Source organism: Buchnera aphidicola (Nurudea shiraii) (genome assembly GCA_039829955.1).
In the GTDB taxonomy this organism is placed as follows: Bacteria; Pseudomonadota; Gammaproteobacteria; order Enterobacterales; family Enterobacteriaceae; genus Buchnera_B; species Buchnera_B aphidicola_AY.
The window spans coordinates 20,865-37,954 of the sequence record CP140035.1 but is presented as its reverse complement, the minus strand read 5'-3'; the positions used below and the strand labels follow the sequence as shown (position 1 = coordinate 37,954).

General features: G+C 25.9%; 11 protein-coding genes. 7 read left to right on the top strand and 4 right to left on the bottom strand.

From position 1 onward, the window contains the following. The first annotated feature begins 22 nt into the window (after window positions 1–22). From rpoC to U0T63_00145, 3 genes are all read left to right on the top strand, one after another. Entirely contained in the window at window positions 23–4,234 is a 4,212-nt protein-coding gene (gene rpoC, locus U0T63_00155) for a DNA-directed RNA polymerase subunit beta' (protein ID XBC39270.1), read from the top strand. 428 nt (window positions 4,235–4,662) lie between these two features. Further along, window positions 4,663–6,228, top strand: coding sequence for a bifunctional phosphoribosylaminoimidazolecarboxamide formyltransferase/IMP cyclohydrolase (purH, locus tag U0T63_00150; protein XBC39269.1), 1,566 nt, complete (start codon window positions 4,663–4,665; stop codon window positions 6,226–6,228). Window positions 6,229–6,297: 69 nt separating this feature from the next. Then, window positions 6,298–7,161, top strand: a complete 864-nt coding sequence (locus tag U0T63_00145; protein XBC39268.1) for a YicC/YloC family endoribonuclease — start codon at window positions 6,298–6,300, stop codon at window positions 7,159–7,161. A 310-nt stretch (window positions 7,162–7,471) separates the two neighbouring features. Here the strand turns inward: U0T63_00145 and metE are convergent, their stop codons facing one another. Further along, the gene (gene metE / locus U0T63_00140) at window positions 7,472–9,745 is read right to left on the bottom strand and encodes a 5-methyltetrahydropteroyltriglutamate--homocysteine S-methyltransferase (protein ID XBC39267.1); all 2,274 of its coding nucleotides are present in this window, start codon (window positions 9,743–9,745) and stop codon (window positions 7,472–7,474) included. A 120-nt stretch (window positions 9,746–9,865) separates the two neighbouring features. Beyond that, window positions 9,866–10,681 carry a Cof-type HAD-IIB family hydrolase gene (locus tag U0T63_00135; GenBank protein ID XBC39266.1) on the bottom strand — a complete coding sequence of 272 codons (816 nt, stop codon included), beginning with the start codon at window positions 10,679–10,681 and terminating at the stop codon, window positions 9,866–9,868. Between the two features lie 166 nt (window positions 10,682–10,847). On the opposite strand from U0T63_00135, the gene glmU reads away from it, so the two are divergent. Together glmU and glmS are read left to right on the top strand one after the other, a co-directional pair. Next, entirely contained in the window at window positions 10,848–12,197 is a 1,350-nt protein-coding gene (gene glmU, locus U0T63_00130) for a bifunctional UDP-N-acetylglucosamine diphosphorylase/glucosamine-1-phosphate N-acetyltransferase GlmU (protein XBC39265.1), read from the top strand. 30 nt (window positions 12,198–12,227) lie between these two features. After that, complete coding sequence (glmS, locus tag U0T63_00125) at window positions 12,228–14,060, top strand: glutamine--fructose-6-phosphate transaminase (isomerizing) (protein XBC39264.1); 1,833 nt, start codon at window positions 12,228–12,230, stop codon at window positions 14,058–14,060. Between the two features lie 85 nt (window positions 14,061–14,145). On the opposite strand, the gene rpoH is transcribed toward glmS, so the two are convergent. Beyond that, a complete protein-coding gene (rpoH, locus tag U0T63_00120) occupies window positions 14,146–15,003 on the bottom strand; it encodes an RNA polymerase sigma factor RpoH (protein XBC39263.1) in 858 nt (285 codons plus the stop codon). Window positions 15,004–15,150: 147 nt separating this feature from the next. Beyond that, a complete protein-coding gene (gene ftsY / locus U0T63_00115) occupies window positions 15,151–16,326 on the bottom strand; it encodes a signal recognition particle-docking protein FtsY (protein XBC39262.1) in 1,176 nt (391 codons plus the stop codon). Window positions 16,327–16,464: 138 nt separating this feature from the next. Here ftsY and U0T63_00110 point away from each other — a divergent pair, with 138 nt between their 5' ends. Both U0T63_00110 and U0T63_00105 read left to right on the top strand, forming a co-directional pair. Continuing rightward, window positions 16,465–16,704 carry an RsmD family RNA methyltransferase gene (locus tag U0T63_00110; protein XBC39261.1) on the top strand — a complete coding sequence of 80 codons (240 nt, stop codon included), beginning with the start codon at window positions 16,465–16,467 and terminating at the stop codon, window positions 16,702–16,704. Beyond that, on the top strand, window positions 16,611–17,024 hold the full coding sequence (locus U0T63_00105; GenBank protein XBC39260.1) for an RsmD family RNA methyltransferase: 414 nt from the start codon (window positions 16,611–16,613) through the stop codon (window positions 17,022–17,024). Before U0T63_00110 ends, U0T63_00105 begins: the two co-directional genes overlap by 94 nt. The last annotated feature ends 66 nt before the right edge of the window (window positions 17,025–17,090 follow it).

The window sequence follows — 17,090 nt, the reverse complement described above, 5'->3', positions numbered from 1 at the left end:
TCACTTCGACAGGAACTAATTCGTGAAAAATTTATTAAAATTTTTAAAATCACAAATTAAAACTGATGAATTTGACGCAATAAAAATTGCTTTAGCTTCTCCGGACATAATCCGATCTTGGTCATTTGGAGAGGTTAAAAAACCAGAAACTATTAACTATCGAACATTTAAACCGGAAAGAAATGGATTGTTTTGCGCACGGATTTTCGGACCAGTAAAAGATTACGAATGTTTATGCGGAAAATATAAAAGATTAAAACACCGTGGAGTAATTTGTGAAAAATGTGGAGTAGAAGTCACACAAAGTAAAGTACGTCGAGAACGCATGGGGCATATTGAATTAGCATCACCTATTGCACATATTTGGTTCTTAAAATCTCTTCCATCAAGAATTGGATTACTATTAGACATGCCATTACGAGATATTGAAAGAGTTCTTTATTTTGAATCTTATGTAGTTGTTGATAAAGGAATGACTAATCTTGAAAAACGCCAAATCTTAACTGAAGAACAATACTTAAATGCTTTAGAAGAATTTGGAGATGAATTTAACGCTAAAATGGGTGCTGAAGCAATACAATTATTATTGAACGATATTAATTTAGTTCAAGAATGTGATATTTTAAAACAAGAGCTACATAACAGCAATTCTGAAACTAAACGTAAAAAATTAACAAAACGTATTAAACTATTAGAGTCATTTTTACAATCACATAATAAGCCTGAATGGATGATTCTAACTGTATTACCCATTTTACCTCCAGATCTTAGACCACTAGTTCCATTGGATGGTGGAAGATTTGCCACATCCGACCTAAATGATTTATATCGTCGAGTAATTAATAGAAATAATCGTCTTAAGCGATTGTTAGAATTATCAGCTCCAGATATCATTATTAGAAATGAAAAAAGAATGCTTCAAGAAGCTGTAGACGCACTATTAGATAATGGAAGAAGAGGGCGAGCTATAACAGGATCTAATAAACGTCCACTTAAATCTTTAAGCGACATGATTAAAGGAAAACAAGGAAGATTTAGACAAAATTTATTAGGAAAAAGAGTAGATTACTCAGGAAGATCAGTAATTACTGTTGGTCCATATTTACAATTACATCAATGTGGTTTACCTAAAAAAATGGCTCTAGAATTATTTAAACCATTTATTTACGGAAAACTAGAAATAAAAGGATTAGCAAGCACTATTAAATCAGCGAAAAAAATGGTAGAACGCGAAGAATCTATCGTATGGGATATCCTAGACGAAGTCATTCACGAACATCCTGTGTTACTTAATCGAGCTCCCACCTTACACAGACTTGGAATTCAAGCTTTCGAACCTATTTTAGTTGAAGGAAAAGCCATACAATTACATCCACTAGTATGTGCAGCATATAATGCGGACTTTGATGGAGATCAAATGGCTGTACATGTTCCATTAACTATCGAAGCACAATTAGAAGCACGTTCACTAATGATGTCTACTAATAACATTTTATCACCTGCCAATGGAGAACCAATTATTGTACCCTCTCAAGATGTTGTATTAGGACTTTATTACATGACTCGAGAAAAAATCAATGCTAAAGGAGAGGGAATGATATTAAAAAACTCTAAAGAAGCTGAAAAAATATACAGGTTAGGACTAGCACATTTACATGCTAAAGTAAAAGTAAAAATTTCAGAATATATTATTGTAAATGATAAAAAATTTATAAAAAAACAAAAAGTAATAAATACTACTATAGGAAGATCTATTTTATGGATGATTGTACCAAAAGGACTACCTTTTTCTATAGTTAATCAAACATTAAGAAAAAAATCTATTTCTACGATGCTTAATACGTGTTACAGAATACTAGGACTAAAACCAACAGTACATTTTGCTGATCAAATTATGTACACAGGATTTATGTATGCTGCACGATCTGGGGCATCAGTAGGTATCGATGATATGGTCATTCCAAATAAAAAAACAGATATCATTTCAGAAGCAGAAATGGAAGTGGCAGAAATACAAGATCAATTCCAATCAGGATTCGTTACTTCAGGAGAAAGATATAATAAAGTTATTGACATTTGGGCAGACGCTAATGAAAGAGTATCAAAAGCTATGATGAACAATTTATCTGCAGAATATGTTAATGATAAACATGGGAACATAATAAAACAACCATCTTTTAACAGCATATTTATGATGGCAGATTCAGGAGCTAGAGGATCAGCAGCTCAAATAAGACAATTAGCTGGAATGAGAGGTTTAATGGCTAAACCTGATGGATCTATTATTGAAACTCCAATTACAGCAAATTTTAGAGAAGGACTAAACGTACTACAATATTTCATTTCTACTCATGGAGCTAGAAAAGGATTAGCTGATACCGCTTTAAAAACAGCTAATTCTGGATATTTAACCCGTCGCTTAGTTGACGTTGCTCAAGATTTAGTAGTCACAGAAGAAAATTGCAATACACATGAAGGTGTTATTATGACAGCTGTAATAGAAGGAGGTGAAGTTAAAGAACCATTACGAGAAAAAGTTTTAGGTCGTGTAACAACAGATAATGTTTTAAAACCTTTTTCTTCAAACATATTAATACCTCGAAACACATTATTAAATGAAAAATGGTGTGATATCTTAGAAAAAAATGCTATAGACAATATTAAAGTGAGATCAGTAGTAAATTGTGAAACTAATTTTGGAGTATGTGCTTATTGTTATGGAAGAGATTTAGCTAGAGGACATATGGTAGAAAAAGGAGAAGCGATTGGAGTAATTGCTGCTCAATCTATCGGAGAACCAGGTACACAACTTACAATGAGAACCTTTCATATCGGGGGAGCGGCTTCTAGAGCTGCAACAGAATGCAACATACAAATTAAAACGTTTGGAACTATAAAACTTGATAATACCAAATTTGTAACCAACTCTGAAGGAAAAGTAATAATTACCTCACGTAATGTTGAATTAAAAATTATAGACCATACTAATATAACAAAAGAAAGTTATAAAATACCTTACGGCGCTATTTTAGCTAAAAAAAATGGAGAAAAAGTAAAATCAGGAGAAATAATAGCAAAATGGGATCCTCATACTATTCCAGTCATTTCTGAAGTAAACGGATTTGTTAAATTTGTTGACATGATAGATGGACAAAGTATTACTCGACAAACTGACGAATTAACAGGTTTAACATCTATAGTTATACTCGATACATCAGAAAGAACCACAATAGGAAAAGATTTGCGACCATTATTAAAAATAGTAGATTCTAAAAATAAAGATGTACTAATACCTGGAACTGAAATGCCAGCGCAATACTTTTTACCAAGTAAAGCTATAATACAAATCGATAATAATATGCACATCCAATCTGGAGATACTTTAGCAAGAATCCCCCAAGAATCAGGAGGAACCAAAGATATTACCGGAGGATTACCAAGAGTAGCAGATTTATTTGAAGCACGAAAACCTAAAGAACTGGCTATTTTAGCTGAAATAAGTGGATTTGTTTCTTTTGGAAAAGATACCAAAGGAAAACGAAGATTAATCATCCTACCCTACGACAATAGTCCACCTTACGAAGAAATGATTCCAAAATGGAGACAACTGAACGTTTTCGAAGGAGAAAGAATTGAAAAAGGTGATGTTATATCTGATGGACCAGAGTCTCCTCACGATATATTAAGGTTAAGAGGTATTCAAGCTGTAACTAAATACATTGTCAATGAAGTACAAGAGGTATATCGTCTTCAAGGAGTTAAAATTAATGACAAACATATCGAAGTAATAGTAAGACAAATGTTAAGAAAAGCAACTATTATTCAATCTGGAAATTCAGAATTCCTAAATGGAGAGCAAGTAGAATATTCTCGATTAGTAATGGCTAACAAAGTTCTTAATTGTGAAGAAAAAACCTTAGCTACATTTTCTAGAGATTTATTAGGAATTACTAAAGCTTCTCTTGCAACAGAATCGTTTATATCTGCTGCTTCTTTTCAAGAAACAACAAGAGTATTAACTGAGTCAGCTGTAGCGGGGAAAAAAGACGAATTAAGGGGCTTAAAAGAAAATGTCATTGTAGGACGATTAATTCCAGCAGGAACAGGGTACGCTTATCATAAAAAAAGATTGCGTCAACGTCAAAAAGAAAAAGCAAACCTTGATCTATCAACTTCTGTTAGCGCAGAAGAAGCATCTGCCAATTTATCAGAACTGTTAAATTCTACTTTGTAAAATATAATAAAAAAATAAACGTTTACTTTCATTGTAGATGTTTATTTTTATATATTATCTTAATACTTTTTATATAAAAGATATCACATATTTTATTTTGAAATCGTCGAATATAAACATTTTAAGTCAGTCTAAAATATGTCTATTTTAAAATTATATAATATCTATAAACTTTAAAAAATGACATTTAAATATAATCAAAATATAAATTTTTTAATTACGTTTTCCTATGTTAGTTTAACATAAATAAATATAATTTTATTTTAAAAATATCATTAAACACAAAAATCAAGCAATCTTTAAAACATTAAAATTAATTAATAATAATTATTATATAGTTATATTATATTTTTAATATATTTTTTTATTTATTAAAAATTTAAAAATTAAAGTATTATATCAATATAATTAAATTTAAAATCATAAATATGAAAAAAAATATAACAATAAAAAATGTACTAATTAGCGTATTTGATAAAACCGGAATTATAGAATTTTCTAAAGCACTTACGCAAAAAAAAATTAATTTGTTTACTACTTCTGGAACAAAAAAAATATTACAAGATGTTGGAATTAAATCTACAGATATTTCTGAATACACTAAAATTCCTGAAATTATTTCTGGAAGAGTAAAGACATTACACCATAAAATATACTCTGGTGTTTTAGCACGACTACCACATGATCAAGATCTGTTAAATTACTATAAAATAATTAAAATGGACTTAATCATTGTAAATTTTTATCCATTTTTGAAAACATTAAAAAATAAAAACTCAAATTATCAAGATATAATTGAATCAATTGATATTGGAGGACCCACTATAGTTCGTGCTGCTATAAAAAATTATCATCATATTGCTGTTATAACTCAAATCAAAGATTACAATAATGTTATTAAAGAAATAAATTTTAAAAATAAAATCTCATATAAAACACGCTTAAAATTAGCTTATTCCGCGTTTCAATATATTTTAGAATATGATTGCAACATAGCTAATTATTTTTCTTGTTTACAAAACGCAATCAAACATAGTAAACATAATTATTTTCCAAAATATCTAAACATCACACTTAAAAAAAAACAAAATTTAGCTTATGGAGAAAATATACATCAAAAAGCAGGATTATATGTCAATTCATTTAAAAATCACAATTTCGTTCAAATTCAAGGAAAAACTCTTTCTTATAATAACGTGTCTGATTTTAACGTTGCTGTGTCTTGCGTACAAGAATTTAAAAAACCAGCATGTGTTATAGTTAAACACAACAATCCTTGTGGAGTAGCTATTTCAAAAAATTGCTATCATGCTTATTTATCTGCATATAAATCAGATCCTATTTCAGCATTTGGAGGAATAATTGCTTTTAATAGAAGACTTAACGAAAAAATAGCAGAAACAATAATAAATCAACAATTTGCAGAATTAATTATAGCTCCAAAAATTACTAAATCATCCTTAAAAATACTTTCTAAAAAAAACAATATACGAATATTAAAATATTTTAATCAAAATATTAATAACAATGTACTAAACATTAAGTCTTTTAATAATCACTTCTTAGTACAAACAAACTCTTACAATGATATAAAAGAAAAAAAATGGAAAATAGTTAGCAAAAAAATACCTAATATACAGGAAATGAAAGATGCCCTATTTGCGTTGAAAGTTGTAAAATACTTAAAATCCAATGCTATAGTATATGTAAAAAATTTAAAGGTAATTAGTATTGGAGCAGGACAAACTAGTAGAATAGACGCTGTAAAAATTGCTACAATAAAAGCTAATCATAATAAAATAGATTTAACACAATCTGTTGTAGCATCAGATGCTTTTTTTCCGTTTAAAGATAGTATCAACGTAATTTCTAAACAAGGTGTATCTTGCATAATTCAACCAGGAGGGTCAATTAGAGATCAAGAAATAATTTCAGAAGTTAATAACTATAATATTTCTATGATTTTTACACAAATTAGATATTTCAAACATTAAATGTTAAACCATTAATATGCAAAATATATAAAACCAAATTTTTCATGCTAATTTTAACGGAGTTAAGCTGTGACATATAGTATGACAGGATATGCAAAAGGAAAAATTAGTAAAACATGGGGATGTGCTACTTTCGAAATTCGTTCTTTTAATCATCGTTATTTAGAAACAAATTTTAGATTGTCAGAAGAATTTAGAGAATTAGAACCTTTATTACGTCAATATATTAGATCTAACTTAAATAGAGGTAAAATAGAATGTAGTTTACAATTTGAAATGAATAAATATACTATCTCTACTCACTCTATTAATATAACTTTAATTAAACAACTAATGAAGTATATCGAATATATAAAATTAAAAGCACCCGATGGAATAATAAACATTATCGATTTATTGAATTGGCCAGGAGTAATTAATTTAAAAAATAGCAATATAGATAAAATATCTTCTGAAATTTTAAAATTATTTCAAAAAACCATTAAGAAACTATTAAACTTTAGAAAAAACGAAGGTAATCACCTTAAAAAACTAATAGAAGAAAAACTATTTTTTATAAAACATAATATAAATATTATAAGAAGTAATATTACTAAAATAAAACACCATCAAAAAAAAAGAATTTTAGAAAAAATAGAAGAATTAAAAATTGATATTGATCAAAATAGACTAAATCAAGAATTATTTTTTATAATACAAAAAACTGACATTTCAGAAGAATTAGACAGAATAGATATGCATATTTTAAAAACTTTTTCCATATTAGATAACAATAAACCTATCGGAAGAAAATTAGATTTTATTATGCAAGAACTAAATCGAGAAATTAATACATTATCTTCCAAATCTTCAAATTTCGATATTCATTCATCAGTAATAGAAATTAAAGTATTAATTGAACAAATTAGAGAACAAAGTCAAAATATTGAATAAGATTTAATGTTTATTAACATAAATAATTAAATCTTTTATTTAACACAACATTATATTTAAAATTAAAATACAAAATATACTTAAACATATATTTAAAATATCATTAAACGTTTAGACTCAAAATTAATAATTATTTATGTTAATAAAACGTAAATATAAATATAGTATAAGAACATAATTCTTAATATAAAAGAAACCTATTTTTTTATAACTCTTTAACAAAACATATAAAAAATTATTAGGAACGATTATAATTAATAATATGACTAAAAAGACGATGTTTTCAAACATCGTCTTTTTAGTCATATTATTAATTATAATCGTTCCTAATAATTTTAGCTGCTTTAACCATATTTTGCAACGATAACTGAGTAGTTTCCCAATCTCTTGTTTTTAATCCACAATCTGGATTCACCCATAATCTACTTATTGGAATGTAATTAATAGCTTTTTTTAATAATTCGGTCATCCACTCAATACTCGGTACAGATGGCGAATGCACATCATATATACCTGGACCAATTCCATTAGGATATTTAAAATCTTTAAAAAATTCTAACAATTCCATATCAGATCGAGACGTTTCAATAGTGATAACATCTACATCTAACAAAACAATCGCATCCATAATATCATTAAACTCACAATAACACATGTGCGTGTGAATTTGAGTTTCATCTTTAACACCTAAATACGTTAATCGAAAAGCTTCAATAGCCCAAGATAAATATTGATTCCATAAACTATTTCGTAAAGGCAATCCTTCTCTTAAAGCTGGTTCGTCAATTTGAATAATATTTATTCCTTTTTTCTCTAACTCTAACACTTCATCTCGCAAAGCTATAGCGATTTGTTTAGCTATATTTTCTTTTGACACATCTTCTCTCAAAAAAGACCAACATAAAATAGTTATAGGGCCAGTTAACATACCTTTTACTGGTTTATTAGTTAAAGATTGTGCATATGTAATCCATTTTGTAGTAATAGATTTAGATCGACTAATATCTCCTACGATAATAGGAGGTTTTACACATCTTGAACCATAACTTTGAACCCATCCATTTTGTGTAAATACAAAACCATTTAAGTGTTCACTAAAATATTCTACCATGTCATTTCTTTCAAATTCACCGTGAGTTAAAACATCTATTCCTAAATTTTCTTGAAAAGAAATAACTGATCTTATATGTTTACATAACACATTTTTATATTCTTCATAACTTATATTTCCTTTTTTAAAATTAAATCTAAGTTTTCTTATTTCTTTTGTTTGAGGAAAAGATCCGATTGTAGTAATAGGTAAAATTGGTAAGCTCAATTTTATTTTTTGTTTTTTTGATCTAATAGAATAAGGATGTCTTCTTTTATTATCGTCTTGTGATAAAAATTTACTTGATTTATCTTTTATTAAAGTATCATTCTTGATACTGAATTGAGAGCGAAAATGGACAGGATGACTCCATAAATCTATTTCAGTTATAATATTGTTATTTAACGCGTCTTTTAACAAACGTAATTCTTGACATTTTTGTATAGCAAAAGCAAACCAGCTCTTGGTCTTCTTATCTAAAGATAATTCATACTTAACATCTACAGGGGAATGTAGCAATGAACAAGAAGAAGCTATCCACACCTTATTCCTAAAAATTAAAAATTCTGATAATTTTTTAAACCATTGAGACAAATTTGTACGCCAAATATTTCTTCCATTTATCATACCTAACGATAATACCCAATCTTCAGAAATTTGCGAATTTAACAAAGATAAATTACATTTTCCAGATACTAGATCTATATGCAGACCTTGTACAGGCAATTTACAAATTACATCAAGATTGTGATTAATACTTCCAAAATACGTAGCTAATAATATTTTACTGTAACCTAACAAACTTTCATAAACAAAATAAAAAGATTTTTTCCATGCTTCTGGTAATTCTAAAACTAAAATTGGCTCATCTATTTGCACCCACAAAATATTTCTTTTTTTTAACTCTAATAAAAGATTTTGATATACTGGAATAATTTTTTTTAATAAACTTAACTTTTCAAAATGAGTACCTTTAATTTTTCCTAACCATAAATATGTTAATGGACCTAAAATAATTGGCTTAACTTGATAACCTAATAAGAGTGCTTCGTCAATTTCTTCTAATAATTGAATCCAAGATAAGCTAAAATTTGAATTACGCGTAAATTCAGGAACAATATAATGATAATTAGTATCAAACCATTTTGTCATATCTGAAGCAGGTATTAATGTATTTTTAATAGAATTACCACGTGCAATATGAAATAAAGTATCTAAAGTGATAGTACCATTTTTACATTGATGTCTTTCTGGAATATTTCCTAACAACATAGTCATTCCTAATACATGATCATACCAAGCAAAATCACCCACAGAAATGAAATCTATACCGTTTTCAAATTGCTGCTTCCAATGTTTTTTTCTCAAACTTTTTCCAACCGATAACAACTGATCTTGAGAAATTTTACCAGACCAATAACTCTCTTGTGCAATTTTTAATTCTCGATTCACACCAATCCTAGGAAAACCTAATATATGACTAAAAACTTTCATTTAATAAACTCCGAATATAACATATATGTATAATCTCTTAATACATTTGCATGTATGTTATAATTAAATTGTAACAGTAAACTTCTTAAAACATTTTATTATAAAAAATAAATAACTACTTTAATTTTTTAAATTAATTTTAAAAGTTTTTTTTAAGTATTTTGCTACTCCATCTTCTATATTATTTCCAATCACTTCAAACTGAGAAAGAGATTTTTTAAGAAAATAATCACTATTTTTCATAATACATCCTTTTTCAGAAAATTCTAACATCTCTTTATCATTCATAGAATTACCAAAAGATAAGCACTTTTTAGATGATGATTTTAATAAATTTAAAATAATCTTCAAAGCATTCCCTTTAGAAACTTTACTAGACATCACTTCTACACAATACAAACTAGAAAAACTAATATTTATAGAACCATTAAATCTACTTAAAATTTTCTTTTTTAAAAACAATAATTTTTCAATATTTTTACTAGTAAAAAATATTTTACTAATATTTTGATATATTGGAGATATGCAATCAAATAACTTATATTGAAATCCTAAAAACGAATAAAAATTTACATTGCTATGACAAACATTATTAACATACCAATTTTCATGAGAATATAATTGAATTAATATATCTTTTTCGAAAAAAAATGAACGTACTAAATTTAATACTATGTCTTCGTTTATATCACAACTATATATTAGAGAACCAGATTGATCATATACTCTTGCTCCATTAGAAGTAATTAAAAATGCTGGAATATTTAAAATATTTTTAATTATATTCGCTTCAACATGATGTCTACCTGTTGCTATTACAAAATATACTCCTTTACTAGATAAAATTCTAATAACATTTTTCGTATACTCACTTACATGACTGTCTGGAGACAAAAGCGTTCCATCAAGATCAATCGAAATAATATCATAATACATAGAAACCTTAATGTATACTAATTGTTAATGAATAATATTTAAATATAAAAGATATTAAATCTATATAATCAGATAAAATAAGACGTTAAATATTTTATTCCTTTAAAATGTAATATCTAAAAAGCAGCTTACAACTGAATATTAAAATAAAATCAAGAGCAAATATATGTCAAAAAAAAATATAAATGTTATCATTCTCGCTGCCGGAAAAGGAAGAAGAATGCGTTCTAATTATCCTAAAGTTCTTCATATGTTAGGAGATAAACCTATAATACAACATGTTGTAAATTTAGCAAAATCTATTAATTCAAAAAATATTTACTTAATTTATAATAGCAAATATAAATTACTCAAATCTATTATTACTGATCCCACATTAATTTGGATAAAACAAAATAGAATTTTAGGTACAGGACATGCTGTATGTCAAATGACAAACATTATAAAAAATGACGAAAATTATTTAATTCTTTACGGAGATATGCCATTAATATCTAATGAATCTCTAAAAAAATTAATATTATCTAAAAAAAAATCATCAATTAGTTTATTAACAGCTAAATTAAAAAATTCTAACGATTTTGGAAGAATCATTAGAAAAAATGGAAAAATAATAAAAATTGTGGAATGTAAAGACGCTACCCAAAAACAACTAAAAATTCGCGAAATAAATTCTGGAATTTTTATTACTACCGGAAAAAATTTAAAAGATTGGACGAAGAAAATAAAAAATAAAAATGCAAACAACGAATACTATATTACTGATATTATTTATATTGCTTACAAAAATAAAAATATAATACATTCTGTTAATCCTGTTCATATACATGAAATACAAGGTATAAACAATAAACTTCAATTATCAATAGCTAAAGAACTATATCAACAAAAAAAAATTAATAATTTATTATTGTCAGGTGTTACACTACATGATCCAAAAAACTTTCATATTCGAGGAACAGTAAAATATGGAAAAAATATAGAAATTGACACTGGAGTAATTTTAAAAGGAACTATTATATTAGGAAATTGCGTAAAAATTGGACCCGGGTGTATTATAAAAAATAGCCAAATTGGAGATAATTGTTACATTAAAGCATATACTATTATTGAAAAAACAATTATTAAAAATAATTGTATCATTGGCCCCTTTTCTCATTTGAGAAGTGGAACAGTGCTAAACAATCACGTTCAAATAGGAAATTTTGTCGAAACTAAAGAAACTACAATAGATTGTAAATCAAAAGCAAAACATTTAAGTTATTTAGGAAATTCTAAAGTTGGAAAACACGTTAACATAGGAGCAGGAACTATTTTTTGTAATTATAACGGAAAAAATAAGTTTAATACTATTATAGGAGACAATGTTTTTATCGGATCAAATTGCCAGTTAATTGCTCCTATTACCATTTCACATCACACTGTTATTGCAGCAGGGACTACAGTTACAAAAAATGTTAATAAATTTAGCTTAGTTTACAACAAAAAAAAAGAAATACAAAAAAAAAAACTTTAAAAATTATAAATTTTAATTATAGGGTATAAAATGTGTGGAATTATCGCTGCTATCGCTCAAAGGAATATTATATCAATATTAAAAGAAGGAATAATACAATTAGAATATAGAGGATATGATTCTTCTGGGTTAGCTATTATTAATAAAAACAAAAAAATTTTACGCTTCCGAGCTAAAGGAAAAGTTTATAATTTAATAAAAATTATTGAAAAAAACAATTTAAATGGAAAAATAGGAATGGCGCATACCAGATGGGCTACACATGGAAAAGCATTAGTAAAAAATGCACATCCCCAAATATCTAATAACATTTCTGTCGTACATAATGGAATAATCGAAAACTATAAAAACATAAAAATATATTTAAAAAAAAAAGGATATCATTTTTCTTCTAATACTGATACAGAAGTAATTGCTCATTTAATTCATTTTACTCAAATTATAAATAAAAAGGATAGTTTTATTAAAATTATTCAAAATGTTATTCAACAATTAAAAGGAAATTATAGCATAGTAGTTATGGATGCAAATAACCCTAATATATTAATAGCAGTACGATTAGGAAATCCTCTAATAATAGGAATAGGAGATAAAGAAAACTATGTTGCATCAGATCAACTAGCTTTATCAAAAATTACAAAACATTTTATATATTTACACGATGGAGATATTGCAATATTAAAGCATTATAATGTTACTATTTTTGATAAAGATGGAATGTTAAAAACAAGAAAAATTAAATATCTTAAAATTAAATCAGATAATATACATAAAGGAATATTTAGACATTACATGGAAAAAGAAATACATGAACAACCTCATTCAATACGGAATACTATTTTAAATAGATTAACTAAAAATAAAAAAATTTATTTTTCAGAGTTAAACTCACATGCTGAAAAAATACTATTTAAAACCGAACACATTCATATTGTAGCATGTGGAACATCATATTATGCCGGATTAGTATCGAGATACTGGTTTGAATCGCTTGCTATGATATCATGTGATGTTGAAATTGCTTCAGAATTTTGTTATAGAAAATTCGTAGTAAGAAAAAATAGTTTGTTATTAATACTATCTCAATCTGGAGAAACTGCTGATAGTTTAACGGCTTTAAGAATTTCAAAAAATTTTAAATATTTAGGATCATTAGCCATATGTAATTCAAACAATTCATCTTTAGTATATGAATCAGATTTTTCATTACTTACTCATGCCGGAATAGAAATAGGTGTAGCATCTACTAAAGCATTTACTGCACAATTAACTATTTTACTAATGTTAGTTACTAAATTAATCAGCTTAAAAAGAAGTAATTTAAAATTAGAAGAAAAAATAATAAATACACTTAATGTGCTTCCAGAAAGATTAGAAGAAGCATTAAAATATAAAAACATCATTCATTCCTTAGCAAAAAAAATATTTAATAGAAAAAATATTATTTTTTTAGGAAAAGGTGAATTATATCCCATTGCCATGGAAGGAGCATTAAAAATGAAAGAAATTTCTTATATTCATGCAGAAGGATATTCTATAGGAGAGTTAAAACATGGCCCTTTAGCTCTGATAGATTCTAATATACCAGTTATAATCATTGCTCCTAACAATCATTTATTAAAAAAAATACAATTAAATATAGAGGAAATTCATGTTAGAAAAGGTTTAACTTATATATTTTCAGATTTAAATGCTGAATTTAACACTAATAAAAATATAATTAGATTACCGTATGTAGAAAATTTAATTTCTCCTATTTTTTATTCTATTCCTATACAACTATTAGCGTATTATACTGCCTTAATGAAAGAAAAAAACATAGATCAACCTAGAAATTTAGCAAAATCAGTTACGGTAGAATAAAAAAGCAAAATTATAAACATCAATCTGTTAGAATTAACATAAAATTCATTTAAAATACAAAAAGATTGTATTCTAAATTAAAATTTTATGTTTCTATGGCGATTCGCAATTTTTTCATCGCATTTTTTTCTAATTGTCGAACTCTTTCTGCAGAAATACCATAACTATTAGCAATTTCTTTTAAAGTAATTTTACTTCTTTCATTTAACCATCTCGTATTAATAATATAACGACTCCTTTCATCTAATCTTAAAAGAGCACTGTTTAATTTATTAAAAGTATACGAATCCCAGTTCTTTTCTTCCACTGTATTAGCAAAATTAGATAACTTGTCTTTTAGATAAAAAGTTGAATTAACACATTTATCTCCTTTTACATGATTATTCAAAAAAGGATGTAAAGCTACATCTTGTGCTGACATACGAGATTCCATCTCTCTAACATCTTTTTGTTTTACTCCTAATTCATTTGCTATAAGATCTAATTCGCTCTTGTTAAACCATCCTAATTTCTTTTTCGTTTTACGCAAATTAAAAAATAATTTTCTCTGTGGTTTTGTAGTAGCTACTTTTACAATACGCCAATTTCTTAGTATATACTCATGAATTTCAGATTTAATCCAATGTATAGCAAAAGATACTAATCTTACTCCTACTTCTGGATTAAAGCGACGTACTGCTTTCATTAAACCAATATTTCCTTCTTGTATTAAATCAGATTGTAATAATCCGTACCCTGTATAATTTCTAGAAATATGAATTACAAATCTTAAATGAGATAAAATTAATATTTTAGCTGCTTCTAAATCACTTTTATAATATAATCGTTTTGAAAGCGATTGTTCTTCTTTCAAAGATAATATTGGACAAGAATTAGCAACTTTTATGTATGATTCTAAATTTCCTAATGAAACTACTGATAATATCTTTTTATTTTTAATCATTTGTAATCCACATACTAAAAGAATATAATTTATTATGTAATATATAATTTTATACATATAATTTATTAAAAAACTAAACAATAAAGGTTAAATTCAAATATATCGGTTTTATAATATTTTAAAAAATCTCCTAAATTTTGAATAAAACTAAATGTTTTCAGAAAAAATGGCATTTACAAAATTTTTACTATTAAAGTGATCTATATCTGATATTTTTTCCCCGAAACTAATGTATCTGATAGGAATAGAGAGATTTTTTGCTATAGAAAAAATTACTCCCCCTTTAGAAGTTCCATCTAATTTAGTGATTACTAACCCAGTAACGTCTAATGCTTCTTTAAAAATTTTAGCTTGATTTATTGAATTTTGACCTATGCATGCATCTAATACTAAAATTGTTTCATCAGGTGCTGAGATATCTATTTTTTTTATAACTCTTTTAATTTTTTTTAATTCTTCCATTAAATTACTTTTATTATGTAATCTTCCCGAAGTGTCTGCTATTAAAATATCAATATTTTTTGATCTCGCTACTTGAAATGCGTTAAAAATCACAGAAGCGGGGTCTGTTCCACATTTCTGAAATATCACTGGAATTAAACTCTTTTCTCCAAAAAATTTTAATTGATCAACAGCTGCTGCCCGAAATGTATCACCTGCTGCTAACATGACTGACTTTCCTTGACTTTTAAATTTATGAGCTAACTTTCCAATAATTGATGTTTTTCCTACCCCATTAATACCTGTTACTAATATAAAAAATGGTTTTTTATGTGTTATTTTTAATGGTTTTTCAACTTTTTTTAAAATATCAATCATAATTTTTTTTAAAGTCAATAATACTATTTTTTTATCTTTTAAATTTTGACAATATATTGCATTTTTTAAACTATTAATTAATTCATTGGTAGTTTCTAAACCAATATCAGAAATTATAAGTTGTTCAAAAATATCTTCAAAAAAAGAATCTTTTATAACTTGTTTAAAGAATAAACTATGAATTCTAAATCCCAATTGTTCTTTAGTTTTTGATAATTTTTGTACTAATCGAGAAAATTTTCCTTGATTTTTAATATTTATAGAAGATTTTTTATTTTCGAAACATTTAACATTTAATTTATCAAGTTTTAACGATTCCTTATCTTGTTTGTCAAATACAGTATTTTTACTTACAGATGAAGAACATAAATCTAAAGATTTCTTCTTTGAAATTATATCTTTTTTTGAAATATGCTGATTTGATTTGTTTTTTTTATCAGTTTTTTTTTTAAAACGAAACCAAGAAAAAAATTTTTTAAACTTGTTTTTGTCATTTTCTGACATTATGTTATTTCTTCTTGTTTTTACAAATACCTATAATTATACTTAAATAATATATTATTTATATAATTAAATAAATACATATATAAAATTTTAAAAATAAAAATTCATTTAAATTACATAATTGAAAATTTATAAAATATGAAAAAAAATAAAATCCGAATTATAAGTGGAAAATTCCGAGGACAAAAAATTTTAATTAAAAAAAATTCTGGAATACGACCTACCACTGATCGTATGCGGGAAACATTATTCAATTGGATAAAAGAAAAAATTATTCATGCTACATGTTTAGATTGTTTCTCTGGAAGTGGAATATTAGGAATAGAAGCAATTTCTCGTCAAGCTTCTCATGTAACTTTTATAGAAAAAAAAAAATAGTATATGAAATTAAAAAAAAACTTATAGAACTAAATATAAAAAATTTTAAAATAATACACAAACATGCTATAACATGGTTAAAGAAAGCAAGGAAATCTTACGACATAATATTTTTAGACCCTCCTTTTAATACTACGTTATTACAAGATTCTATTATTCAACTAGAAAAAAACCGATATACAAAAAATCATTCGCTAATATATATAGAAAGAGAAAATACATCGAAAAAAATATTTATACCAAAAAATTGGAAATTATACAAAGAAAAAAAAACAAAAAAAGTGAATTATCAACTTCACATATGCAAAAAATATGATTAAAATATCTTTTTAATATTAAAATATATAATAAAACAATTTTTTATTAATTTATATTTTATTTAAAAA